This is a genomic window from Rhizobium sp. AN73, assembly GCF_030757975.1.
GTDB lineage: Bacteria > Pseudomonadota > Alphaproteobacteria > Rhizobiales > Rhizobiaceae > Agrobacterium > Agrobacterium arsenijevicii.
Genome location: NZ_JARWME010000003.1, coordinates 122,873 through 146,647, shown reverse-complemented (window position 1 = coordinate 146,647; position 23,775 = coordinate 122,873). Strand labels below are relative to the sequence as shown.

Sequence of the window (23,775 nt, the reverse complement as noted above, 5' to 3'; positions counted from 1 at the left end):
TCTCCCCGACTCGTTTAGTGAGAGATCAATGCTGCGCTCATATCCGCGCCTTGTGACGGAGTGCCTGCCTCTTCCAGCAACTTTGCCAAAGCAAGCAGGCAAGCAAAATCGGCATACGCAATTGGCAAGGCCAACCACCGCGCACTCAGTGTTCGGTCAAACATCCATACCGAAACTTCGAGCAACCGGCATGACGTCGAACCCGAAAGGCTGTAGCGGAACATGGCAGACCCCTTGTCCACCAGTCCATGGATATGGACAAGCTGCCCAGACCAGGGGTGCCACGGATATAAAAGCTCCCGAACCTCGGTCCCGTGGGTGTTTCGTCGCCCTGTTGTACAACAATCGACGCCCACATTCATCCCTTGACCGGAAGACGCCGGATCGGGCGCTACTTCAACGCGCTGACGCCAATGATGGTGGCGGCATAATCGAGGCGGAAATCCACTTAGCAAAGCGCCCGAAACTGTTCAGACAAACCGAGCCACCTCCAGGGCGTTGCCACAGAATTCAAGTAAACGTTCGGTTGGTATCATCGACCTGAACGGCCTATAGCGGCCAGGAGGCGCTACACACGCCTGAAGCAGCGGTTGTCCGCTTCACGATTTCGCCCCGTCGTTCGGCGCGCTTCTGCAGGGCGATGTCCTCGAGGTGGGCCTTGATCGTTCGGTTTCTTTTTCCGAAAATAGATGGCGGGCCGCAACGCAGCGAACGGTTCCCGCTGCTCAAGATGAGCTGTTCCACCTGCCGCATGCGCGTGGCCTCATGGGGCAGGTGGATCAGGAGGCGTATGATGCCTTTTGAGCCACGCATCGGAGACAGACCTGCCGGGTAATTTCTTCCCAAGTTTGTTGGTTTCCGCGCAGAACTGAGCCGCCTAACCGGCTCAGTTCTGCGCGGAAACCAACACCAAGTTCACCCTTACATCTGGGAGTCTGGCAACACGCCACTGATCCATGAACAAAAACGGTCAGCCTCGTCGGTCTTCCGCCGATGTTGAAATAAAAGGTAATTCCGGTCGCAGTTTTCGGGAACATCCGACAACTGTACCAAGTCACCCCTCTCGAGCTCGGCGGAGATCAGCGATGTAGGGCACAGAGCAACACCATGTCCGGCAATGGCGGCGATGCTCAAAAGATTGAAATCGGCAAAGACGGTACTGGAGTTCAAGCTTTTGGGTGTGATGCCGCATTTCTGAAGCCATCTGGACCAAGCATTGCGGTCTTCGTCGTGCAGCAATGTTGCCAAGCTGAAATCCATGTCATCTCCGGTTCTCGGTGCGCATCTAAGATAGCTTGGCGCACAAACCGGGCGCACCTCACCTGCCAGGAGTTTTGTCGCCGAATAAGGCCCTTCATATGGGCCATCCAAGTATGTAATCAGAATGTCGAGGTCGGACAGATCGATCCCATCCCGCGCAACCGCATAAGAGATGCTCAAGGAAATCTGCGGATTGGCCTCCTTGAAATCCGCGATTTTGGGAATGAGCAAACGCGTGGCGACGGACGGAATGACCGCAATACGCAACTGGTTCGGCGTCGCCCTCATTCTCAGCGTATCAAATATATCGGCTATCCGCTCCAAATCCCTGGTGAGCTCTCGAAACAGCGCTCCTCCACGATTGGTTACCTGAACGCCCGATCCGTCGCGGTGGAACAACCCGACACCACACCAATCTTCGAGCTTTTTTATCTGCTGGCTTACAGCAGAGTGAGTGACGCATAGTTCGTCGGCGGCTTTCGAGAAGCTGGAAAGGCGGCCTGCCGCTTCGAAGGCGCGCAGCCAATTGAGAGGGGGTAAACGACTCATGATGTTAGTTTATCTAACATCAATCGTTAGAAAGCAACGTTTGCCTTTGTCACTGCCACTGGTGATATTAGCAACATAGCGCAAGCTGACTACCCTCAGATGAGTGTCGTCAACGCGCCTTGCGGCGGGAACAGGAGTGAGGCCCGCCATAGTACCGCAGGTGGATATGGTGCGCGTTCCGGATACTTACACGGTCCCGAAGTGTCATGGATTTATGGGGGGAAGCATGTCTTACATTCGAGAGCTAAGCAAAATCGCACTGTTTGCTGCCACGGCATTTCTCGCTGTTGACGTACCTGCCAGTCGCGCGGGCGGTACCTTCAATATCGGGCTTGAATCCGATGTTGGTGTACTCGATCCCCATGTCGCATGCGGTTACCTCGCCAAGTTGGTCAACTACCAGATATTCGAGGGCTTGGTCGAAGTGGACCTGACAAACCCGGCAGCTCCGGCTCAGATTAAAGGCCAATTGGCGGAACGCTGGGAAATTTCCGAAGACGGCAAGTTATACACATTTCACTTGCGACAGGGCGTGACCTTTCATGATGGTACCAACTTCGACGCCGCTGCGGTCAAATTCAACTTCGACCGTTTCCTGGACGCCACGGCACCCCAGTACAGCGAAAATGCAGCCGCATTCTTCGGCCAAATCGGTTATACAAAATCTATTGAAAGTGTTGACGTCGTCGACTCCAGCACGATCACAATCAGGCTGCGCGAGCCAAACTACCAGTTCCTGAGAATGGGCATGGAAGACTGCCCCCAGATGTACTTCATCAGTCCGAAAGCCATCCAGGAATATGGCGACGAGGGGCTTCCGCTGCATCCGGTGGGAACAGGTCCCTTCGTATTCATCTCGCGCGAAAATGGCATCAGCATCGATATCAAGAAAAATGCGAGCTATTGGGGTGCTACCGCCAAGCTGGATGAGGTCGTGTTTCGTGTGCTTGAAGATCCGAGCACGCGGGTAAACGCGCTCCGATCGGGAGAAGTCCAGTTGATCCGCAAGCCGAACTGGGACGAGCTTCCCTATCTTGAGGAAGAAGGCTTCGTCATTGCCGAAAACAGGAATGCGCCCAATTTCACCTATGCGAGCCTGAACATGAAGTCTCCTACCTTCGCCGATCCGAGGGTGCGGCTTGCGGTCAATCATGCGATCAATCGCGTCGGCATCGTCGAAGAAATTCTGGGTGGACACGGCGCGCCGGCCTACAGCATGATCAATCCGGGCAATGCCGCGTTCGATTCGGAATACGCCCCGTACGACTACGACCCTGCGAAGGCGAAGGCGCTTCTGGCCGAAGCCGGGTACACGGACGGTGACATCAAGCTCAACGTCGACATTCCGCAAGTCGGCGATGGTGAGCTCGTCGAGAAATGGGTGCAGCGTGATCTACGCGCCATCGGAATTGAGGTCTCGCTCAACCGCATCGAGTGGCTGGCCTATCTGAACAAATGGAACGGCGGCATGCCTGCCGGCGTGGACGCCAACACGCAGACCTGGGGCCAGATGACGCCACAATGGACGGCGATGACCTATAGCTGCGGAATGCAGCCGCCGAATGGATGGAATGTCGGCTGGTACTGCAATCCCGAAGCAGACAGGTTGTTTGCTCTGGCTGTTGCAACGCGCGATGAGGGCGAGGCCGCCAAACTATACCAGCAGGCGACAAGGATAATTATGGAGCGCGATGCCCCCCATGTGCCTATCTACGCGGATTTCAACCCGGTCGCCATGACGCCCGATGTGGTCGGGTTTATCAACCCGGCTGCAAATTGGTACGACCTATCTATCGTCGATCTTAAATAACCGCTGCCTTACCTGTTCGAGAGAATTACGATGCTGCAGTATGTTTCCCGCCGTCTGCTCGCTGTGCCAGTCGTGCTGTTCGGTGTTACGTTTCTTGTTTTTTGCATGATCCATCTGGCGCCGGGAGACGCCACGACCGCTTTGCTGGGGCCTATGGCGACGGACGAGGCGCGCGAGGCACTGAGGGAAAGTCTTGGTCTGAACCGGCCTTTGTCGGTTCAATACGTCACCTGGCTGGGCGCGCTGGCGAGCGGTGATCTCGGCACATCGCTCGTCGCGCGCCGGCCCGTCGCCGACATTGTTCTTTCCAAATTCCTCAACACGGCGCTTCTCGCGCTTACGGCAGCGTCCTTCGCCTATATTCTTGGTGTCACGGCAGGAATCCTTGCCGCCGTCCGGGAAAACTCCATCTACGATCGCGTCCTTGGGACGACCACGATGGTATTCGGCACGACACCGACTTTCTGGCTGTCACTCGTGTTGGTCTGGTACTTTTCACTGACCCTGCGTTGGTTTCCCGCAACCGGCATGTGGAGCGCTCGAACCGATGCCCCACTTTTGGATTTTTTCCGGCATGTTGCCCTGCCGATGGTTGCGGCCGGCGTGCCCACGGCAGCGATTGTCGCCCGAGTCGTGCGTTCCAGCATGCTGGAAGTGCTTTCGCAACCCTTCATCCTGGTCGCACGTGCTCGTGGGGTGCCTCGCAGCCAGCTTATATTTGGCCACGCGCTACGAAACGCATTGCCGCCGATCGTCACGGTCTGCGGTACCGAGGCCGGCTACCTGATAGGTGGCGTTGTCTTCGTAGAGGTGGTGTTCGCTTGGCCCGGCATCGGCCAGCAGCTCTACACCTCGATCACCGGACGCGATCTGCCGGTCGTGCAGGCGGCAGTTCTGCTGATTGCGCTTGGTTTCGTCTTGATCAATCTGCTCGCCGACGTTGTCAACATGATCATAGACCCCAGACTGAGAAGCGGGAAAACGGCATGACCCGGCACTTCATACATTTCTTGCGGACCGACTACGTCGCTGCTGCCTGCCTCCTCATCATTGTCCTAGTGATGTTTTGCGCGCTAACGGCCCCCGTTCTCTATCTTCATGACCCGAACGTCTCGATCGGCGCACGCAACCTGCCGCCCGCATGGGACGGAGCGCTTCTTGGCACCGACGGAGACGGGCGCGACATCCTTTCGCGACTGATCTGGGGCGCACGTTTTTCACTGATAACCGGCATCGTTCCCACGTTTGCCGCCATGGTCGTTGCGATCGTCATTGGGCTTGTGAGCGCCAACATAGGGGGCATCACCGATGAAATCCTGATGCGGTGTCTCGATGTGCTCTTCGCCTTCCCGATTGTCCTGGTCGCCATCATCGTCTCCGGCATCCTGTCTCCCGGCTTGGTGACAATCATGATCGCAATCTTTATCGCCGAAATCCCCTATCTCACCAAGCTGTGTCGAACGACCGCTGGCGTCATCATCCGCCAGCCCTACATCGAGGCGGCAAGAGCAAGTGGTGCCCGCACACTGCCTTTGCTGGTGCGCTATGCAATGCCGAACATGCTGCCAACGGTGCTCTCCTATACGACAGCAATCGTCGGCATGATGATCGTGCTGGGCGCGGGGCTGAATTTCCTGGGCCTCGGCATACAGCCGCCGCAAGCCGATTGGGGCTCGATGGTTGCGGAAGGCCGCACGGTTCTGCGACGCGCACCTCATGTCACGCTTTTCCCCGGCTTTGCTATCGTGATGATCGCTGTGGCGTTCAGCATGGTTGGCGACGGGCTGCGTCGTTTGCTCGATCCGCGCGGAGCAGGCCGATGACAGAGACACCAATATTGCTGTCTGTAAATCAGCTTACCGTCGAGTTTCGCAACAACCAACGGACCGTGACCGCTGTCAAAGACCTGTCGTTTGAGATCTTTGCCGGCGAGGTGCTTGGCGTCGTGGGGGAGTCAGGTTCCGGGAAAAGCGTCATGAGCCGTGCCATCATGGGACTGGTGGATCCGCCAGGTATCGTTCGGTCCGATGGGATTTTCCTTCGGGGCAAGGCCATCAACTCGCTAAGCGAGCGGCAATTGTCAAAGCAGGTTCGGGGATCACGCATCGGCATGGTCTTCCAGGACCCCATGACGTCCCTGAACCCCAGCCTACCTACCGGTGAGCAGATCGCCGAAGGGCTACGCCTTCACAAAGGAATGGGAAGGAAAGCAGCCTACAAACGCAGCGTGGAGCTCCTTGCCCTATGTGGCATTTCTGAGCCCGGACGCAGGGCCATGCAATTTCCCCATGAGATGAGTGGCGGAATGCGGCAGCGTGTTCTCATCGCGGCAGCCGTTGCTTGTGAACCGGACCTGATCATTGCCGACGAGCCGACCACTGCTCTGGACGTCACCGTGCAACTGCAGGTTCTCAAGCTGCTGGATACTCTTACTCGACAACAAGGGAGGGCCCTGCTGTTGATCACCCATGATCTCGGCGTCATTTCCGCAATGGCGGATCGGGTGCTCGTCATGAGGCGAGGGCAAATGGTCGAGTACGGAACTGTCGACCAGGTTTTGCGCGCGCCACAGCATCCTTACACCCGAGCTTTGATACATGCAGCCTCCGACTTACGCACGGCGCCGCGAGGTCAACTCGCCGAGCTCGATGGCGATCAATATTGTGAGATGAATCAGTGATCGATAAACAGCCAATTATCGACGTCCGCCATGTTTCCAAGGTTTTTGGTGGTGGAAAAAGGGGCGATCGCGGCTTTCGGGCCGTCGACGATGTGAGCTTGTCTATCCGCAGGGGAGAGAGTTTTGGGCTCGTCGGTGAGAGCGGGTCAGGTAAGTCAACGACGGCGAGGCTCATCATGCGCCTTGTCGAGAAAACCAGCGGCGAGGTTTTGATCGACGGCACGCCGATCCATGATCTGCCGCCAAGAGCGTTGCGTGACTTTCGCCGAACGATCCAGATCGTCTTTCAGGATCCCTACGCGTCGCTCAATCCGCGCCTGACGATAGGCGACACGTTGGCGGATTGCCTTCGCTTTCATGGTATCGGGACTGCTTCATCCCGGATACAGGCGGCACGCGATATTCTTGACCAGGTGGCACTCGGCGCGGACTACGGCACGCGCTACCCTCACCAACTGAGTGGCGGGCAATGCCAGCGCGTCGGTATCGCGCGTGCTCTGATCCTCGAACCCAGGATCGTTGTACTGGACGAGCCGGTTTCAGCTCTCGACGTTTCGGTTCAGGCGCAGATCCTCAATCTCCTGTCAAATCTGCAGAGGGAAAGAGATCTGACCTATCTCTTCATCTCCCATGACCTGAACGTCGTGCGGCATTTCTGCGACCGGGTGGGCATTATGTACCGCGGTACGCTTGTCGAAGAAGGAACGAGCAGGGAAGTCTTTGAGACCCCGCGCCATCTCTACACCGCCGCCCTGGTCGATGCCGTCTTGGACGTGCGCTCCGACGTGAAACTTAAGGACAGGCGGTCGTTAGACGATATCGCCTCCCATGACGGTCGGACCAAGGCACCGGAAGCCCGTCTCAGTTTTCAAAGTTAATCAAACCTCAGCCCTTACATTAAATCAGGAAGAACTCCATGAATGTTTCCGAATATAGCGGAATGGACGCTGTTGTGCTCTCCGATCTCGTGCGGACCAAGCAGGTCACGGCTGCGGAACTCGCGCAGGCTGCTGCCAGTGCCGTCAAATCGTTGAATCCGGAGCTGAACGCCGTCGTTGCCCTGCACGAAGACCGCATCGAGCGCTTGTCTTCCGCAGCGCCTCAGCTTGGCCCCCTCCAAGGGGTTCCAGTTCTCAACAAGGATCTGACCCCTGAAGAGGGGACGCTACTCGAAATGGGAAGCGAAATGACGCGAGGTTACGTCTCGCCGTTCACCTGCGAATTTCTAAGAAAACTTCTCGCCGCAGGCGTGACCAGTATTGGTCGCAGCACAACGCCGGAGTTTGGCCTCTCTTCCGTTACGGAAAGCAGAATTTCCGGTGTGACGCGTAATCCCTGGGATCTGACGAGAACGCCTGGAGGATCGAGCGGGGGCGCCGCTGCCATGGTCGCAGCGGGAGCTGTGCCCATGGCGACGGGAAGCGATGGCGGAGGCTCGCTCAGAAGTCCGGCTGCCCATTGCGGTATCGTTGGCTTGAAGCCGACCCGCGGCCGCATCTCCCAGGCCCCGCTGCCGGATGAACCGTTATGTGGGATGGCTGTCCACTTCGTATTGACTCGCTCGGTGAGGGATAGTGCGGTTGCACTCGATGCCACACTCGGGGTGGCGCCAGGTGATGCCTATGGCATTCTACAGCCAGACAAAACCTTCACCCAATCGCTCCATCCACTGAGAAGAAAATTGCGTATCGGATACACGACCACATCTTGGAGCGGTGAACCGGCAAGCGGAGAGACGCGCGACGGCACACTCCTGGCCCTGCGCATTCTGGAAGAGCAGGGGCATACCGTCGAGGAAGCCCGTCCGGAGTTTGTAGAAGAGGATTTTGCAAAGGCGACGCTCGACCTCTGGTGTGCCAACACGGCCTTTGCCATTGACGATCTCGCTCAACAGTTGGGCCGCAGACCTGATGCGGACAATCTGCAATCGTCCACGCTGAGCTTCTATCGCCATGGCCTTACGGTTTCTCGCTCGGATATCCTCGGTGCGCTCGCCGTATTCAACGACGTCAATCTCAGCGTCGGCCACTTCTTCCGCCGGTATGATCTGCTGGTCACGCCGACCTGCATGACCACGGCACCTTTGATCGGCGATGTACAGTGTGATCCGGAAGGCGTGGTTGATGCGGCCGCCTGGAGCAGAAAAATGAACGGAATTGACGCTTTCATGCCTCTATTCAACACGACAGGACACCCCGCGATCTCCCTGCCTTTGCACTGGTCGAATGAAGGCCTGCCCGTTGGCGTCCAGTTTGTCGCGCCGTTTGCGGATGAGATGACGTTGCTTCAGCTTGGGGCGTTTTTCGAAGAAGTGCTTCCATGGAACAGTCGTCGCCCACCTGTCCACGCCAGCCGGTCAGCGAGCTAGTGCTCGAATCCTGCCGGGTACCGGCGTTTCTTGTTGGGATATTTTGAGAGGTTGGAGTTTGTCATTACATATTCGCAGACGCTCACGAGATGTGGGCTTGTTCGGTCAATCTATATGCGGTCCCGCTAACGCAATCACCGACGTTCCTGGAGTTCGGGTGGGTTACTCCACGTTGCGCGATCCCGCTAACGGTATCATGACCGGTGTGACTTCTATCTTGCCACGCGAGCGGGAGGCGCTGACCCATCCGCTGCTTGCCGGCACGTTTTCGTTGAACGGTAACGGTGAGATGACGGGCACGCACTGGATCGACGAGGCGGGCTGGTTCATCGGACCGATTTTGCTGACAAACACATACTCTCTGGGAATATGCCACCATGCCGCGGTGCGATGGATGGTTTCCCGGTTCCCGGATTTTCTGCGGGACGGCGCCTGGTATCTGCCGGTTGTCGCCGAGACTTACGACGGCTGGCTGAATGACATTGCCCGCCAGGTCGTGACCGAGGCCGACGCCGTAGTCGCGATCGAGGCGGCGACCTCCGGCTTCATCGCGGAAGGCAGTGTCGGCGGCGGAACTGGCATGATCGCCTACGAATACAAGGGCGGCACGGGAACGGCCTCGAGGCAGATTTCTATTTCGGGCAGCGGCTTCACCCTCGGTGTTCTGGTGCAGGCCAACCATGGCCTTCGTCCTTGGCTGCGGATCGATGGAATGAGACTTGACGAGGCGGATACGTCCGATCGTATCTTCTCGACGGAACGAGGCTCCATAATCGTCATCGTGGCGACTGATGCGCCGCTTCTGCCGCATCAGCTGAAGCGCATTGCACGTCGAGCCTCCCTTGGCATCGGGCGCGGCGGCACGCCATCCAGCAACAATTCCGGGGACATCTTCCTGGCATTCACGACGGCTAACGATCCCGGAATCCTTCCGGAAAAACCAACGAATGAAGCCACCTATCTTAGCAACGATCTGGTGGATCAGCTTTTCCTGGCCACCGTCGACTGTGTCGAGGAGGCGGTGCTGAATTCCATGCTTGCTGCTGACCCGGTCGAGGGCAAGCTCGGAAGACGGGTGGATGCCCTCAATGCAGAAAAGGTGCAGGCAATGGTGCGGAGACGATCATAGTGGCGAACAATCAGCAGACAACATTTGTCATTCCACCGAAAGAGGGCCGCTCCGTTCGTCTCAACGAGGGCGATTTCATTCGCGTCATTAACGACGAAGGCACGCAGGTCGTCGATTTCTGGTGCATTGCGCTTGATGGTGAGGCCGAATATCTGTCGATGGAGCATTGTCGCGAGGTCCTCGGAAAAATCTATTTCGAGCCGGGCGACGTTCTTGTTTCCAATCGGTACATCCCTCTTCTGGAATATGTCTCAGATACCGCTGATGGAAAACATGACACATTGATCGCCGCCTGCAGCAGCCGGATGTATGTCAAGTTCGGTCGCGAACCGGGGCATCCGAACTGCGCGTCCAATTTTTTTCACAATACGTCCGATACCCATTGGCCGCCCTACCTTCTACCGCAGCCGTGGAACCTCTTTATGCGTGCTTTGGTGACGGCGGACGGGACGATCGAGTACAGCCGTCCGCCATTCATTCCCGGTGGGGCGGTCGAACTCAAAGCCTTGCGCCCGTTGCTTGTCATCATGTCTGCATGTCCGGATGATTGTTATCCGACCAATGGAGGGGATGGGTCGGCGAGACCTGTCACTGTGTCGGTCGACACCCGATGATGCAGGCCGCTATTTCAAGTGTTGCAATCAAAACTCTAGGCAGGCACGGCGCGAAACCGGCTCCGGCGTGGTGCGCAGAAAAGGGTGCCGGCTGACGGCTCCATAGTGAGGATTTCATGAAACCCAATCCGATCACCACGGCACCCGCGGATGCTGCTGCGCGTAAGGCAATCAAGCCGCTGGTCTGCTATCCGGTCGAGACGCTGCCCCGGCCCGATTTGGCGGCTTACCGGGTACTTCGGGACGATCTGGAGCTTATCGAGACGGTTGTAGTGCCTCCGCGAGAGGCGGCGACGTGGGCAATGCCGGCTGGGCATTTCTGCCGCATCGTCTGCAGTGAGGGGCCGCAGGTGGGGGATCTGAACCTGTTCAACGCCAATGATCTGAATGAACGGCTCTATACCGGTAAGACGCGGGCGCTGAACGGCACCCACGTCGGGCTTGGTGATCAGCTGTTTTCCAATTTCCCCTACCTGCGTCCTATCGCTACCATCACGCATGACACACTGGATTGGTACGGCTGCGACGAATTTGGTGGCGCGGTGCATGACGTGATCGGTACGCGCTGCGACCCGTATACGCACAATTTGCTGAGCCATGGCGGGCAGTATCATCATTGTTGCCACTCGAACCTCACCCGTGCCTTCGCAGACAAGACCGGCATGTCATCTCGCGAGGCGGAGGTCTACGTGCATGACGTGCTGAACGTCTTCATGTGCACGGGCTTCACGCGCGATACGGGGCAGTATTTCATGAAGGCGAGCCCGGTCAGGCCGGGCGACTATCTCGAATTCTTCGCCGAGATTGATCTTCTCGGCTGCATTTCGGCCTGCCCGGGCGGGGATTGTTCGGCGCAGCATTCCTCCGATATGGCGAAGTGCTATCCTATGGTTGTGGAAATCTACAAGGCTAGGGGCCTACCGAAAGGCTGGGCGCTACCGCCAATTAGCGGCTATGACGGTACTCACGGGCGATGATTGCAAGGTCCGAAACGCAGACCGCCTTGTCCTGTCTTTTTCCTGAAGCGCTCATATCGCTCGCAGGCAGGTACTGGAAGGGTAGAGGTGATTGCTAGATAATGGGTTATTTTTCACCAAGGTAAACGCTCAGGAAATTGATTGTAGCAGCGGCGACGAGCATCGATCCAGATCAGGGAAACGGGATGATGAGTGCGTCACGTTCTGTTTGCATCAGTTGACGGAACACATCTCTGGTCGATGGAAAATTGGCAAAACTGCCCCTAAGTTAAGCCATTTGGACATGACCATTATTGAAGCTCGTGTTCTACGGATCGTCATCCGCTTCTATGCATCTTATCAGGAACTCCGGGCGCGGACTACTGGACCAGCTCGACAGCGATCGCGGTTGCCTCGCCACCGCCGATACAAAGGGAAGCCACGCCCTTCTTCAGGCCGCGAGCCTTCAACGCTGCAAGCAATGTCACCACGACGCGAGTACCGGAACATCCCAGCGGATGGCCCAGCGCACAAGCGCCGCCGTTTACATTCAGCTTTTCGTGGAAAATGTTGAGTTCCCGCATCGCAGCCATCGGGACGACCGCGAATGCTTCATTGATCTCGAAAAGGTCGACATCTTCAACATCCCAGCGGACTTTATCCAACAGCCGTTTGATTGCAAAGATCGGTGCGGTCGTAAAGAGGCTTGGTTCCTGGGCGAAACCCGATGCGCCGCGGATATAGGCGAGTGGTTGGAGTTTGTGATCCGCCGCTACGGAACGTCGAGAAAGGAGCACAGCTGCCGCGCCGTCCGAGATCGATGCTGAACTGGCCGCCGTCACGGTGCCGTTTTCCTTGAAAGCTGCGCGCAGTTGCGGAATTTTTTCGGGTTTTGACCTGCTGGGCTGCTCATCGTATGTGGCGTCGCCGACATTTACAATCTCGCTGGCAAAGGCTCCCTCCGCGATAGCCCTGTTCGCCCTCCTGAGGCTTTCAATTGCGTATGTGTCCTGTTGGTCTCGGCTCAGCTGGTAGGCCTCAGCCGTTTCTTCCGCAAACGTTCCCATCGAACGGCCGCGATCATAGGCATCTTCCAGCCCGTCGAGAAACATGTGATCGAGCACTCTGCCATGTCCCATGCGAGCGCCCGCTCGATGCTTCTCCAGGAGGTAGGGAGCATTCGACATGCTTTCCATGCCGCCCGCGACCACAAAACGGGCATCGCCCGCGGCCAGGATGTCCGTGCCCATCATGATTGTCTTCATGCCTGAACCGCAGACCTTGTTCACGGTAGAGCAGCGTACCGACCACGGCAGGCCGGCATAGTGTGCAGCTTGTCGCGCCGGCGCCTGTCCAAGCCCGGCTGGTAGCACGCATCCCATCATGACCTCATCGACCGCATCCGGCGAGAGCCCGGCTCGGTCTAGGGCTGCCTTGATGGCCGTGCCGCCGAGGTCAGGAGCCTGGAATGATTTCAGGGCTCCCTGAAATGAGCCGATCGGCGTGCGGGCAGCCGAAACGATGACAATGGGATCCTGTTCTTCTTGCATGGTCATTTCCTTGAAATGTTGCCGGAAACGTTGTTCATTTGGACTGGTTGCGCGAGAGAAAACCACCGACGCCGTTCTGGAACGAGTCCGAGTGCCAATGGACTTCAAGGGCTGCGATTTCGGCTTCGAGCGCTTCGCTGAATGTGCCCTCTCCGATCTTTGAAAGTAACAGTTTTGCCTGAGCAATTGTCTTGGGGTCTCCGCGTGTCATCCGCAGAGCCCGGCTTTCGGCGACGGTCAGAAGCTCTGCATCGTCTACAACATCAAACACCAGGCCCCAGTCCTTGGCCGTTTCAGCATCGATCGCCTCGGCGCTCAGAATCATCCATTTGCTTCTCTGCCAGCCGATGACGCGAGGAAGGCGAGCGGTGTCGCCACCACCCGGCAGCAGGCCCTTCGACAGGTGGGCGTCGCCGAACGTGGCGGATCTGCCAGCCAGTACGAGGTCGCATGCCAGGGATATCTCGAGGCCTCCTGCTCGCGCGGCGCCGTGCACGGCGGCAACCACGACCAGGTGCGAGCTCTCGATCTGGTCGTTACCTCTCGGAACAGATTCAGCAGCCGCCTGACACCGGCCGGACCATCGGAATGCAGCTCCCTGAGATCGGCGCCCGCGCAAAAATGCTGACCGGCCCCGTGTAGAACGATAGCTTCGACATTGGGCTGGCCTTCGGCCAGATCCAGGGCGTCGAGGATCTGTCGCAACGTCTCTGAATCGAGCGCGTTGGCGCGTTCAGGGCGCGAAAGGGTAATCCAGACGATCCGGCCGTCGCGCTCGGAGATCGGATTCAAGTGCACTCGACCGCGGTCGGTCTCGATTGAAATTGCAGCGTCAGTCATTGAGCGGATATCCTCATTGCAGTTCAGGCCGGAAGACGGGCGCCGCCGTCGAGGCGGATCAGCGAGCCGTTGAGATAGGGGTTTTCAACGATATGTTTGACCAGAGAGGCGAACTCGCTCGGCAAGCCCATCCTTGAGGGATAGAGAAGCGCTCTCTTGAGGGCTTCGATCCCCTTTTCGGGAATCTGCTCGAACAGTTCCGTGCCGAACAGGCCTGGTGCGACAGCCACGCAGCGAACGGCGTGTTCGGCGAGATCTCTGGCGACCGGAAGGGAGAGGGCGGCAACGCCTGCCTTGCTGGCCGCGTATGCGGCCTGTCCCTTCTGACCGTCTTCGGCGGCGACCGAGGCGGTGTTGATGATGACGCCGCGTTCGTCCGCTTCGCCAAGCGGTTCGTTCTTCACCATTCGGGCGGCGGCCAGCCTCATCACATTGAACGTGCCGTTGAGGTTGATGTCGATAACCTTGCGCCATAGGTCGAAATCGTGTGGTTCGTTTCGCGATACGATCTTTGCCGAAGACGCGATCCCCGCGCAGCTTATGACCGCTCGCAAAGGACCGAATCTCTCGACACCTTCTTCGAAGGCCCTGTCGATATCAGCCGCCTCACGCACATCTACCGACGCTCCCCAGCTGGTGCCGGGCGCCAGTTCGGTTTGAAGGTCGTCAAGCCTGTCCTTGTTCAGGTCGAGCAGGAGAAGCTTTGCGCCGGCATCGGAAAGAGCTTTTGCAGTCGCCCTTCCAAGACCGGATGCCGCGCCAGTCACGGCGCAAAGGTTACCCTCAATTCGCATCGACTGTTTCCTTGATGTTCAATGTTGCCAACGTGCCTTCTTTCGCCTGCTGGCGAACAACGAAGCGCTGAATCTTTCCGGAAGGGGTCTTTGGCAGGCTTTCGACGAAGTGTATCCGCCGCGGATAGGCATGCGCCGCGAACCCGTTTTTTACATGTGCCTGCAGTTCTTTTACCAGCTCTCGCGAAGGTTCCTGGCCCATGTGGAGGACAACGGCTGCTTCCAGAACTTCTCCGCGTACCGTATCGGGAACAGCAATGACTGCAGATTCTGCGACAGCTGGATGGGAGGAGAGAACGGATTCCACTTCGAACGGGCCGATCCGATACCCGGCCATGATGATGATGTCGTCATCCCGGGCGCTGAAGTAGACGTAGCCGTCGTCGTCTATCTTGGCCATGTCTCCGGACAGGTACCATCGTCCGTCGCCTGCGAACTTCTCGCGCGATTTCCCCGGCTCATCGACGTACCCGGTGAACCAGGCGAAGGGGCTTTCGCTCAGCTCGAAGGCCAGCCGGCCGACGTCTCCTGTCGGGGCGATTTCGTCCCTGTCGAGATGCAGGATGACCGGGTTCCAGCCGGGCATGGCCAGCCCCATGGAACCGGACTTCAGAGGGCGCCTGAGATCAGGATGGTGATGATTGTTGACGAGCATCCCGGCTTCTGTCTGTCCGAAATGGTCATGTACGAGAACGCCCAGTGCATTTTTGCTCCAGGCGTTGACCTCGGGGGTGAGTGGCTCTCCGGCGCTGCTTGCACACCGCAGATCGTTCAACGGCGGCGTTATGCCGGATGCGAGAAGCGATCTGTATACGGTCGGCGCCGCCGTAAAATTGGTAACATGAAATTTCGACAGCACGTCGAAGATCAGTTCGGGAGAGAAGCCAGCGCAAAGAAGAACTGACGGCGTTCCGGTGCAGAAAGTCGCGAGTACCCCGAAATAGAGGCCGTAACCCCACCCCGGATCGGCGGAGTTCCAGAAGATGTCATCTGGCCGCAGGTCGAGCGCGAATTCCGCGTAGGCATGGAAACCAGCCAACGCCTTGGCCGGGACGACGACCCCTTTTGGTTTCCCGGTTGTTCCAGACGTGTAGATTTGAATGAATGCGCCATTTCCACCAACTGCGACGCTTGCCGTGCCCGGCTGCCCGTTGGATACAAGGCTTTCGAACGAAAGCTCATCAGCCTCGGGGACACCTGTCGTCATGATCGTCCAGGGCCGTTCTGCACATTCGGCTGCCACCGATTTCAGCTTCTCCTTCTGCGAAGCGTCGCAGGCAACCATCTTGGCATGGCAGGACTCAATCCGGAACTGGATGGCAGGAGGCGCAAACGCGGTAAAGAGCGGGACATGGACTGCGCCAATCCGGTAGATCGCCAATATGGTGACAAGGTAGGCCCGGCCCTTGCCCATCAGCGTCGCGATCCGGTCGCCCCGTTCAATTCCAAGCTTTAGAAAGGAGTCCGCCAGTTTCTCGGATTCGGTGCGAAGTTCGCCGTAGGTCAGGGTGGCTGAGGAAAGGTCGTTCAAAATTATGGTGTGTGACACCGCGCTTGGCGGGTGCCGGTCGCAGAGGTGCCAGGCGACGTCGAAATTGGCGTCGGTGTATGTTGCAACGAGTTCGTGCACCCGAGCGAGGGTGTTGGCTTCAGTGCTCATATAATCCTCCCGTGCGTGGTCGACTCCACTCAACCACATTGAACTGAACAACTGTTCAGGACGCTACGAAATTCACTGAACACTTGTCAAGTCATCAAATTTTTACGACAAGAAGACGGTTCAATTTCTACCCAAACCCTAAAAGCCAACTGTTTGGCCAGGTATCCGACACAGCCGCTGGGAAATATTTTACCATGTCTGGCTCAATGCCTTCGTCCAATGTCAAAGCGACATTCATTCCCGGAGAAACGTTTGAAAAGACGTTCCTTTTCGATGAAGACTCGATCCGCAACTTCGCTATTGCGGCCGGCGATACCAATCCGCTTCATCACGACAATGCGGTCGCCGCGGGGTCGCGATTTGGCGGCATCATAGCAAGCGGCACGCACTCTACGGCCTTGATGATGGGGGTGGTTGCAGACCAGATGACGCGGACCAGAGAGGGTGTGGGGCTGGAATTCAGCTTCCAGTTCAGACGGGCGGTCCCCGCCGGAGCCACAATGAAGGTCGTCTGGACGGTGACCAGGGTTGAGCCGAACGCGAAGCTCGGCGGTGACGTGATACACGTCACGGGGACCCTTTTCAGAGAAGGAATAGTCCATGTGCTGGCAGCCGGCACGATACTTTGCTCCTGACGCATCGCCTTGGCCCATACGATAAGGACGCAAAAGGCGAGCCGGTAGTACCCGGCTCGCCAGCTTTTAACGTGCAGGTCAGCCCTTCGAGATGTCCGTCCCGAGCGTTTCCTTTGCAAAGATGAGGCTCAGCACCATGCAGGCCGCCGCTATGCAGACAGGGTAGTATAGGCCCGAATAGACATTCCCGGTTGCAGCGACGATGGCAAACGCGGTGGCGGGCAGAAAGCCGCCGAACCATGCTGCGCTGAGGTGGTAAGGGAACGACATCGCGGTGTAGCGGATGCGCGACGGAAACATTTCCAGCAGCGAGGTCGTCGTCGGTGCGAAGACCATTGCCCCCAGAGCAAGAAGGACGCAGAGCAGGGCAATGATGGCGGGAGCATTGATGCTCGCCGGATCGGCATTGCCCAGCGGATAGCCGGCGTCGGTCAAGGCCTGCTTCAGTTCGGCTTCAAGACGCGTCTTCTGCTGTGCCGCGTCTGAAGCATCCGCGGAGTAGCTCGAGATGCTGAGGTCGCCCACCTTGACGAGAGCCGTCGATCCGGCCGCCGCCGCGTCGCTCGTGTAATTCAAGCCAAGGTTTGTCACGGCGTTGATGCCGACGTCGCAGGACGTGGTGAATTTCGCCGTTCCAAGCGGATTGAACTGGAATGAGCAATCCTGCGGATCGGCAACGATGGTGATCGGTGCCCGGCCCTGCGCACTCTCAAGCGCTGGGTTCGCGAAATGCGTCAACCCCTGAAACGCCGGTATCGTCAGGATCGCGGCAAGGAGATACCCGGTCACGTAGACAGGCCGGCGGCCTACCTTGTCGGACAGTTTTCCGAACAGCACGTACAGTGGAGCAGTCAGCACTGTGGCCGTGATCAGCATCAGATTTGCTGTCAGGTTCTCGACCTTGAGGATCTTGGTCAGAAAGAAGAGCGTATAGAACTGGCCCGTATACCAGATGACTGCCTGAGCGGGCAGGATGCACAGCGCGGCGATGATGATGATTTTGACGTTCTTCCACGTGCCGAAGGTTTCGGCCAACGGAGATTTGGATGCCTTGCCTTCAGCCTTCATGCGCTTGAATTCCGGCGATTCGTCGAGCTTAAGACGAATCCAGAGCGAAACGCCCAGCAGCACGATCGAGATGAGGAACGGCACGCGCCAACCCCAGAGGGTGAAGGCGTCGGGACCCATCACCAGGCGAAGCGGAATGATAATGGCAACTGCGAGAAGGAAGCCTATCGCGGCCGTCATAATGATCCAGGCCGTGTAGGTGGCGCGCTTGTTCGCCGGCGCATGTTCCGCGACATAGACCATCGCGCCTCCGAATTCACCACCAAGTGCCAGGCCCTGGAGCATGCGCATCGTTACAAACGCTATGGGGGCCGCGACGCCGATCGTCGCATAGGCAGGCAGGAGGCCGATAATAAAGGTCGAGCCGCCCATCAGCACGATGGTCACCAGGAATGTGTATTTTCTTCCGACGAGATCGCCCAGCCTGCCAAAGACGATCGCGCCGAAAGGCCGGAGCATGAAGCCCGCTGCGAAACCCAGCAGCGTGAAGATGAATCCCGCGGTTGGATTGACGCCGGAGAAAAATGCCTTGGCGATCTCCGTCGCGACAAGGCCGATCAGAAAGAAGTCGTAGAACTCAAAAACAGTACCGAGTGATGCTGCGACGATGACTTTCTTGTCCCTCGCAGATATTCCTGCCGCGTGCGGCATGGTTTCGACATGTGTTGTCATCTGATCCTCCCGTCAGTTAATCAAACTGAGGCATCCCACGATGCCTCGCCTTAGGTTGAAGGCACGCCCGTCCATCGCCGCGGGGATCGATCCCGGCCGCGCGGCCAGCTATTCAGCCGTCCATTGTTTCAGTTTAATGGTTGATCTCTGCGTCCCTCGCGGTCCCGCGCATCGATCAGTTTCCCCGAACGGACAGAAGAAAAACTCCGCCGTGTCCCTCAAAAATCGCGCAGCCAGAAACAGGCTGAACAATTGTTCAGTAATCTTATTTGGGGCTGAACACTTGTCAAGTCGTTTTGTTGGCCGCGCCCACGGGTCCCGTCATCACCATGCGGCAAACGGGCGCCGGTCTGCGACGGGGGATGCGTTAGGCTGAAAAGAAAGGGGATGGGTGCGGCTGGTCGCGGCTTGCAGCCGGAGGCCCGGATCAGTAAATGGCGGGTGAAAACAGCTTGAGCAGGGCCGCCTCACAATCTTCGCGAAGAACTGCGTAGTTTTTTTCCCAGTCTTTGTCTTGAAGCCATTGAATAAAGCTTCCTTCGACAACTGCCCGGGCACGCTTTGCCGCTACATTCAGGTCGTCCACCTGAAAGATTCCCGCTTGCGCTCCCTGCAGGATGACGGTGGCGTAAGTGCCATCGATATGCGTGCGCAGAAGATCCGAAAGTTCGACAAAGGTGGATTCCCGTGTCGCGTACTGGACGAGGTCGAGATAGATCAAATGAAAGTCCCGGCTTGCCTTGGGATCCAGGAAAACCCCATCCATCAGAGCAGAGAATGCCTCGCGTGCATCGTTGATGCCGGCCACTTTTTTAGCGATGCGGCGCACCGTTCCCGCAAGAGCCCACCTCATCGTCTCCATAATCAGCGCTTCTCGCGTTTTGAAATGGTAAGCGATAAGGGCAGGGCTGACATCGAGCTCTTTCGCAATCCGTCGCAACGACAGCTGCTGGGTTCCTATCGTCGCCATTGCCCTGTACGTTCCTCGGATAAGGCGTATCTCGTGCGAGGAATAGTTCGGAATTTCGATGCTTGGCAGGAAGCCCCCGTCATTGGCGACTGGCGTGGATCGGGTTGCTGTTGTCGTCTGGATAGGCTTGTGCACTTTGCGACCCGATCTCGGTTGTCTCTTGAGGTTATATGGGCGGACCGGTTCAGTGCCGTCAAGTGCTGCAGTTGCGGGATAGAGGTGTCTTATGGGCGGGGTTTAGCAGTTGGAACTTCCTCGAATTCGCTTAGGAATCCCGAGAGATCGGATGGATGGGCGAACAGAACAGGATTTCCATGCGCCCCGATTTCTGGCCGGCCTGATCCGAGCAGCTGCACACCAAATTTTTTGAGGCTACAGACATTTGCGAGAGTTCCTCCACGTCGTAACAAATATGATGGATTCCGCGCGAGGGGTTTGCACCTCTGTCGTGACCGTCCTGTCCAAGCTTGGCGAGCATGATCTTGGGTTTCACCGAAAGCGCTGCAGATAGCTCGGTGAGGCGGCCGCAAAGCGTGGCATATTCGGAAGCGTCGGCCCATTACGGCATCTAGGCTAGATGGAGCTTTTCGTACCGTCGGTGTAGACGCGGGTCGGTTCCCAACGGGCAGTTCCGTGCATCGAGAAATTGAAGTCGAGCCGTTCGGCCCGAACGCCGGCGCGCGGGATGACGCTATCGGAAATGTTGACATTTACGGCGGCGAGCTCGGCGCGGATATTTTCGGGGTACTGAAATTGCACTCCTACAACGCTATTGGCGGTGCCCGGTTAGCCTTCTGAGGTTTCATATCCAGGGACAGCCAGAAGCATGCTCATGAGCCAAGGGCACTCAAACTCGCAAAAGCGATCTGCGCCAATCCGGCGGTGGCGGCAAATGCGAGTGCACACAGGATCAGGCCAACCAGAGTTACAAGTCCATCTCTTGCCATCAGGGCGACGGAAATTAAAATCAGTGCAAGAACCGGTAGATAGTTGCCGAACGGGATTGGCAGAACAATAGCAACCGCCAAGACGAAGATCGGAAATGCTAGCAGCCACTGCATCGTTCTACCCGTGAAGACTGCCAAGCGGCCAGGGCGAACGAATGCCTCGACTCGGGCAATGATCGGGACGCTGTAGCGGACGACGAGATCCACCACTGCTGGCGACAATCGGCGCCGGCTGAGGAAGGCCGGAAGCCACGGCGTCTGGCGTCCCATGGCGATTTGCACCGCAACAAGGGCAAGTGCGCTCCCGAATACCATCCCGAAAGGCCCAGGTATCGGCGAGAGTGCAGGCAGTGCGAGAAATAGAATGGTGAAGGCCATGCTGGTCCGGCCAAGATTGGATAACATGTCTCCTAAGCTGACACCGCCTTGCAATTGCGCAAGCCGTGCCAGTTCTTTCAAGCGAACGGATGCCATCTCTTCCTGTCGTGATGCGCCGGCTGTCGCCTCAGTCATGTGATTTCGCCATTCCAAATTCGGAGAATGATCTGCCTTGCAATTTATCAGGTAGCATCAGCGGCCTTGTCTTCAAAGAGACCGATGACGGCAGCGCAAGCCGGATTGTCCTTGTCGAGCAGGTCTGCCGGGTTGCTCCGGCCAGTCGATATGCCGACGATGGTGGAGATGGTCCAGAAACTGTCCTCCGATGCACGTTGCACCAGCAGCGGAACTTGTGATGACAAACAGGTCCGTGATTGCTGGACGATCTCCAGCGGCAGATTTGCGGCTGCTGCGTATTGCTCGAACTCGGCCTGGAGGGGTCCGATGGCGAAAGTGGCAAAGAGCCATGCGATGAGATTGGAGACCATGTCGGTTCCTCGTTGGACGTTAGTTGGGGGATGAAGCGGAAGGCACCTGCCATATGGGCAGGTGCGTCGCCAGCTTAGGCGTTATTCGCCTTGTCGCGCGTCTTGAGCAGACTCCAGACCACGCCACTTGTGATGATCGCGAAGGTGATCCCGAGCGAGAGGGGCGCGGGAAACTTTTCCAAGCCCAGCATGTCGGCAATGAAGATTTTGGAGCCGATGAATACCAGCACAATGGCCAAGGCAGGCTTCAGATATTTAAAGCGATGGACCATGGCCGCCAACGCGAAGTAAAGGGCACGCAAGCCGAGGATGGCGAAGATGTTGGAGGTGTAGACGATGAAGGGATCAGTGGTGATCGCGAAGATTGCGGGAACCGAGTCTACGGCAAAGATGACGTCGGCCACTTCAATCAGCACTAGGGCCATGAAGAGTGGGGTAATGAACCAGACGGTCTTACCGGTATTCGGATGGGCCTGCCTCACGAAGAACCGATCGCCATGATGCGCGTCGGTGACGTTGAACCGGTTCCGCATGAAGCGGACGAGAGGATTGTTGGAAACATCGGGTTCTGCATCTTTCATCACAAGCATCTTGATACCCGTGAGAATGAGAAACGCTGCAAACACGTAAAGTAGCCACGAAAATTCAGCCACGAGCGTCGCACCAACACCAATCATGATGGCACGTAACACGATCACGCCGAGAATACCCCAGAAGAGTACCCGGTGCTGATAGGGGCGGGGGACGGCAAAGAAAGCAAAGATCAGGGCGATAACAAAGACATTGTCGAGCGCCAGGGTCTTTTCGATGACGAAACCTGTCATGTAGGCAAGGCCGGAATCAGCTCCGAGGTACCACCAAGCCCAGCCGCCGAAGGCGAGGCCGAGGGAAATGTAGAGCGCCGAAAGCTTTATGCTTTCACCGACGCCGATTTCCTTGTTTTCCTTACGCAAGATTCCAAGGTCAAATGACAGGATGGTGATGACCAGAGCGATGAAGCCTGCCCACATCCAGAGCGGCTTTCCCAGCCACTCCATGAAAAATAAAGATGTTTCCAAGAAAGGAACCTCTGTCGGCACGAGATGTCGGAAAGGTCCGACATCGAAAGAGCGCCGGCGGCTCTCACCAGAGGGGCCCGGACCAGCGGGTTGAGGCGCAGATAGGTGTCCTGTTCTCGTAGTTCAAGGGGTTGATATCTGGTTGATGTCTTCTGGTTTTGCTGCGAGCTAAACGTCACCATGCCCAGTTCGGTTTAATCAGCCATAGAGAGTGAGGTCGCTGACGACCGATCTCAGTCGCTTAGAGGCTATCGCCATCCACCCGACGTTGTCAGAAGGAGCTTCTGCCCGCTCTGGGTCTGATCAGGAGCCAGGCTGACAAGCACCTTGGCGACGCTTGCGAAGCTGAGGGTGGGGATGCCAGGGACGTTTCGGACCTTATCCAGCGACACGAGATCCCAGCTCGGGTCGACCGGGCCCTTCTTCAGGCCCACCGGATAGATCGTTGTCCAGTTCGCCGTACAGCGGGAGAGTGCCTGTTCCGCAATGGCCTTGTCGTCGAACAGCTTCTTGGCGATGACAGTGTAGAATAAGATCCTGGGAATAAGCGATGCCTTGGTCGCCGTTTCGCCAACGCCGAAGGACGACATCAAGACGAAGCGCTTCACCCCTGCCTCATTGATCGCCGCAATGATCTTTGGAAGTACCAGCCGTTGGAAATTGGTTCCGCTGAACATGCCTCCGATGGTCATCCGGGCGCCAAGGCATGAGACAACTGCATCAGCTTCCTTGAAGGCTGCTCGCATGGCAACCTCATCCTCGACCGACCCGGTGACAACCGTCAGCCCCGCGCGTGGCGCCACCGCCGCGGGATTGCGCACGAACGCGATGACGTTATGCCCGGCGGCCAGCGCCTCGTCGAGCACAAGTCCGCCGGTCGTTCCCGTTGCTCCCAGGATAGCTATTTTCATTTTTGACCCCTGACCTTTGACGCATATGTTGATTGTCTCTTCGACAGATGGCGTGTGGTGGATTGGGCTTCAAGGCCGAAGGCGAGCGGCTCAGAACGAACTCCTTCCGCCGAGCTTGAACTCAAGGAGGAAGCCTTGTGCCACTTTTCATGATTTCGGCCCCGAGGTGCCGACTCCTCCGTGTTGGTGCTGTGTTGTTCGGATGCTTGCAGCGGAGCTAGGCTCAGATGGGGTATTCGGCTTGAGCCTGAGCCTAGCTAGGAATGAGATGCATTGGTGTCCTAACAGCTAAGCGGTGGAAGTCGCTAACCGTGATGGCGAAAACCTAGGCCGCATATGCCGGCTGTTGCTGACGGGCGTGCAAATGCATGCTTGTCCCATCTGGAAAGGACGGCGAGCCAAATGTGCCTGCGAGCACCGTCTCCGGGCATGGCCGGC

22 protein-coding genes and 1 pseudogene are annotated in these 23,775 nt (G+C 57.5%); 10 read left to right on the top strand and 13 right to left on the bottom strand.

All coding sequences use genetic code 11. From position 1 onward, the window contains the following. Positions 1 to 14: 14 nt before the first annotated feature. Together RBH10_RS24760 and RBH10_RS24755 are read right to left on the bottom strand one after the other, a co-directional pair. Entirely contained in the window at positions 15 to 224 is a 210-nt protein-coding gene (locus RBH10_RS24760; RefSeq protein ID WP_281039519.1) for a hypothetical protein, read from the bottom strand. A 697-nt stretch (positions 225 to 921) separates the two neighbouring features. Continuing rightward, positions 922 to 1,809 carry a LysR substrate-binding domain-containing protein gene (locus tag RBH10_RS24755; protein WP_281039518.1) on the bottom strand — a complete coding sequence of 296 codons (888 nt, stop codon included), beginning with the start codon at positions 1,807 to 1,809 and terminating at the stop codon, positions 922 to 924. Between the two features lie 226 nt (positions 1,810 to 2,035). Here RBH10_RS24755 and RBH10_RS24750 point away from each other — a divergent pair, with 226 nt between their 5' ends. The 9 genes from RBH10_RS24750 (at position 2,036) to RBH10_RS24710 (ending at position 11,387) form a co-directional block, all read left to right on the top strand. Continuing rightward, positions 2,036 to 3,619: an ABC transporter substrate-binding protein gene (locus RBH10_RS24750; RefSeq protein WP_281039517.1), complete on the top strand. Its 1,584-nt coding sequence runs from the start codon at positions 2,036 to 2,038 to the stop codon at positions 3,617 to 3,619. A 30-nt stretch (positions 3,620 to 3,649) separates the two neighbouring features. After that, the gene (locus tag RBH10_RS24745) at positions 3,650 to 4,609 is read left to right on the top strand and encodes an ABC transporter permease (protein ID WP_281039516.1); all 960 of its coding nucleotides are present in this window, start codon (positions 3,650 to 3,652) and stop codon (positions 4,607 to 4,609) included. Beyond that, positions 4,606 to 5,442: an ABC transporter permease gene (locus RBH10_RS24740; RefSeq protein ID WP_281039515.1), complete on the top strand. Its 837-nt coding sequence runs from the start codon at positions 4,606 to 4,608 to the stop codon at positions 5,440 to 5,442. Before RBH10_RS24745 ends, RBH10_RS24740 begins: the two co-directional genes overlap by 4 nt. Continuing rightward, positions 5,439 to 6,299: an ABC transporter ATP-binding protein gene (locus RBH10_RS24735; protein WP_281039514.1), complete on the top strand. Its 861-nt coding sequence runs from the start codon at positions 5,439 to 5,441 to the stop codon at positions 6,297 to 6,299. The genes RBH10_RS24740 and RBH10_RS24735 overlap by 4 nt, the downstream gene beginning before the upstream one ends. Further along, the gene (locus RBH10_RS24730; protein ID WP_281039513.1) at positions 6,296 to 7,177 is read left to right on the top strand and encodes an ATP-binding cassette domain-containing protein; all 882 of its coding nucleotides are present in this window, start codon (positions 6,296 to 6,298) and stop codon (positions 7,175 to 7,177) included. Before RBH10_RS24735 ends, RBH10_RS24730 begins: the two co-directional genes overlap by 4 nt. Positions 7,178 to 7,215: 38 nt before the next feature. Then, positions 7,216 to 8,667 (top strand): amidase, encoded by a 1,452-nt coding sequence (locus RBH10_RS24725; protein ID WP_281039512.1) that lies wholly within the window; start codon positions 7,216 to 7,218, stop codon positions 8,665 to 8,667. Between the two features lie 91 nt (positions 8,668 to 8,758). Further along, positions 8,759 to 9,796, top strand: a complete 1,038-nt coding sequence (locus RBH10_RS24720; protein ID WP_281039589.1) for a P1 family peptidase — start codon at positions 8,759 to 8,761, stop codon at positions 9,794 to 9,796. Further along, positions 9,796 to 10,410, top strand: a complete 615-nt coding sequence (locus RBH10_RS24715) for an urea carboxylase-associated family protein (protein WP_281039511.1) — start codon at positions 9,796 to 9,798, stop codon at positions 10,408 to 10,410. The genes RBH10_RS24720 and RBH10_RS24715 overlap by 1 nt, the downstream gene beginning before the upstream one ends. 116 nt (positions 10,411 to 10,526) lie before the next feature. Further along, positions 10,527 to 11,387 carry a DUF1989 domain-containing protein gene (locus RBH10_RS24710; RefSeq protein WP_281039510.1) on the top strand — a complete coding sequence of 287 codons (861 nt, stop codon included), beginning with the start codon at positions 10,527 to 10,529 and terminating at the stop codon, positions 11,385 to 11,387. 359 nt (positions 11,388 to 11,746) lie between these two features. Here RBH10_RS24710 and RBH10_RS24705 read toward each other — a convergent pair whose 3' ends face one another. The 5 genes and pseudogenes from RBH10_RS24705 to RBH10_RS24685 form a co-directional block, all read right to left on the bottom strand. Next, positions 11,747 to 12,916, bottom strand: coding sequence for an acetyl-CoA C-acyltransferase (locus tag RBH10_RS24705; RefSeq protein WP_372339813.1), 1,170 nt, complete (start codon positions 12,914 to 12,916; stop codon positions 11,747 to 11,749). A gap of 34 nt (positions 12,917 to 12,950) precedes the next feature. Next, the gene (locus RBH10_RS24700; protein WP_306181012.1) at positions 12,951 to 13,424 is read right to left on the bottom strand and encodes an enoyl-CoA hydratase/isomerase family protein; all 474 of its coding nucleotides are present in this window, start codon (positions 13,422 to 13,424) and stop codon (positions 12,951 to 12,953) included. A gap of 98 nt (positions 13,425 to 13,522) precedes the next feature. Continuing rightward, positions 13,523 to 13,756 (bottom strand): annotated as a pseudogene (locus tag RBH10_RS24695) (enoyl-CoA hydratase/isomerase family protein); the annotation flags it as partial. Between the two features lie 23 nt (positions 13,757 to 13,779). After that, positions 13,780 to 14,550 (bottom strand): SDR family NAD(P)-dependent oxidoreductase, encoded by a 771-nt coding sequence (locus tag RBH10_RS24690; protein ID WP_281039507.1) that lies wholly within the window; start codon positions 14,548 to 14,550, stop codon positions 13,780 to 13,782. Next, on the bottom strand, positions 14,540 to 16,210 hold the full coding sequence (locus tag RBH10_RS24685) for an AMP-binding protein (RefSeq protein WP_281039506.1): 1,671 nt from the start codon (positions 16,208 to 16,210) through the stop codon (positions 14,540 to 14,542). Before RBH10_RS24685 ends, RBH10_RS24690 begins: the two co-directional genes overlap by 11 nt. Positions 16,211 to 16,404: 194 nt before the next feature. On the opposite strand from RBH10_RS24685, the gene RBH10_RS24680 reads away from it, so the two are divergent. Next, positions 16,405 to 16,845, top strand: coding sequence for a MaoC family dehydratase (locus RBH10_RS24680; RefSeq protein WP_281039505.1), 441 nt, complete (start codon positions 16,405 to 16,407; stop codon positions 16,843 to 16,845). Positions 16,846 to 16,923: 78 nt separating this feature from the next. Here the strand turns inward: RBH10_RS24680 and RBH10_RS24675 are convergent, their stop codons facing one another. The 6 genes from RBH10_RS24675 to RBH10_RS24650 form a co-directional block, all read right to left on the bottom strand. Beyond that, on the bottom strand, positions 16,924 to 18,585 hold the full coding sequence (locus tag RBH10_RS24675; protein WP_281039504.1) for an MFS transporter: 1,662 nt from the start codon (positions 18,583 to 18,585) through the stop codon (positions 16,924 to 16,926). Positions 18,586 to 19,012: 427 nt separating this feature from the next. Further along, positions 19,013 to 19,690, bottom strand: coding sequence for a TetR/AcrR family transcriptional regulator (locus RBH10_RS24670; protein WP_281039503.1), 678 nt, complete (start codon positions 19,688 to 19,690; stop codon positions 19,013 to 19,015). Positions 19,691 to 20,385: 695 nt separating this feature from the next. Further along, complete coding sequence (locus RBH10_RS24665; protein ID WP_281039502.1) at positions 20,386 to 21,015, bottom strand: exopolysaccharide biosynthesis protein; 630 nt, start codon at positions 21,013 to 21,015, stop codon at positions 20,386 to 20,388. 47 nt (positions 21,016 to 21,062) lie between these two features. After that, entirely contained in the window at positions 21,063 to 21,368 is a 306-nt protein-coding gene (locus tag RBH10_RS24660; protein WP_281039501.1) for a hypothetical protein, read from the bottom strand. 74 nt (positions 21,369 to 21,442) lie between these two features. After that, positions 21,443 to 22,405, bottom strand: coding sequence for a TerC family protein (locus RBH10_RS24655; RefSeq protein WP_281039588.1), 963 nt, complete (start codon positions 22,403 to 22,405; stop codon positions 21,443 to 21,445). 269 nt (positions 22,406 to 22,674) lie between these two features. Next, the gene (locus RBH10_RS24650) at positions 22,675 to 23,337 is read right to left on the bottom strand and encodes an NAD(P)-dependent oxidoreductase (RefSeq protein ID WP_281039500.1); all 663 of its coding nucleotides are present in this window, start codon (positions 23,335 to 23,337) and stop codon (positions 22,675 to 22,677) included. Positions 23,338 to 23,775: the final 438 nt, after the last annotated feature.

Excerpts from the sequence above, each read along its gene's own strand:
- RBH10_RS24665 (WP_281039502.1), bottom strand. The coding sequence starts at position 21,015 with ATGACTGAGGCGACAGCCGGCGCATCACGACAGGAAGAGATGGCATCC.
- RBH10_RS24655 (WP_281039588.1), bottom strand. The coding sequence starts at position 22,405 with ATGGAGTGGCTGGGAAAGCCGCTCTGGATGTGGGCAGGCTTCATCGCT.
- RBH10_RS24685 (WP_281039506.1), bottom strand. The coding sequence starts at position 16,210 with ATGAGCACTGAAGCCAACACCCTCGCTCGGGTGCACGAACTCGTTGCA.
- RBH10_RS24705 (WP_372339813.1), bottom strand. The coding sequence starts at position 12,916 with ATGCAAGAAGAACAGGATCCCATTGTCATCGTTTCGGCTGCCCGCACG.
- RBH10_RS24745 (WP_281039516.1), top strand. The coding sequence starts at position 3,650 with ATGCTGCAGTATGTTTCCCGCCGTCTGCTCGCTGTGCCAGTCGTGCTG.
- RBH10_RS24680 (WP_281039505.1), top strand. The coding sequence starts at position 16,405 with ATGTCTGGCTCAATGCCTTCGTCCAATGTCAAAGCGACATTCATTCCC.
- RBH10_RS24735 (WP_281039514.1), top strand. The coding sequence starts at position 5,439 with ATGACAGAGACACCAATATTGCTGTCTGTAAATCAGCTTACCGTCGAG.
- RBH10_RS24750 (WP_281039517.1), top strand. The coding sequence starts at position 2,036 with ATGTCTTACATTCGAGAGCTAAGCAAAATCGCACTGTTTGCTGCCACG.
- RBH10_RS24740 (WP_281039515.1), top strand. The coding sequence starts at position 4,606 with ATGACCCGGCACTTCATACATTTCTTGCGGACCGACTACGTCGCTGCT.
- RBH10_RS24725 (WP_281039512.1), top strand. The coding sequence starts at position 7,216 with ATGAATGTTTCCGAATATAGCGGAATGGACGCTGTTGTGCTCTCCGAT.
- RBH10_RS24760 (WP_281039519.1), bottom strand. The coding sequence starts at position 224 with ATGTTCCGCTACAGCCTTTCGGGTTCGACGTCATGCCGGTTGCTCGAA.
- RBH10_RS24675 (WP_281039504.1), bottom strand. The coding sequence starts at position 18,585 with ATGACAACACATGTCGAAACCATGCCGCACGCGGCAGGAATATCTGCG.
- RBH10_RS24755 (WP_281039518.1), bottom strand. The coding sequence starts at position 1,809 with ATGAGTCGTTTACCCCCTCTCAATTGGCTGCGCGCCTTCGAAGCGGCA.
- RBH10_RS24650 (WP_281039500.1), bottom strand. The coding sequence starts at position 23,337 with ATGAAAATAGCTATCCTGGGAGCAACGGGAACGACCGGCGGACTTGTG.
- RBH10_RS24690 (WP_281039507.1), bottom strand. The coding sequence starts at position 14,550 with ATGCGAATTGAGGGTAACCTTTGCGCCGTGACTGGCGCGGCATCCGGT.
- RBH10_RS24660 (WP_281039501.1), bottom strand. The coding sequence starts at position 21,368 with ATGGTCTCCAATCTCATCGCATGGCTCTTTGCCACTTTCGCCATCGGA.
- RBH10_RS24710 (WP_281039510.1), top strand. The coding sequence starts at position 10,527 with ATGAAACCCAATCCGATCACCACGGCACCCGCGGATGCTGCTGCGCGT.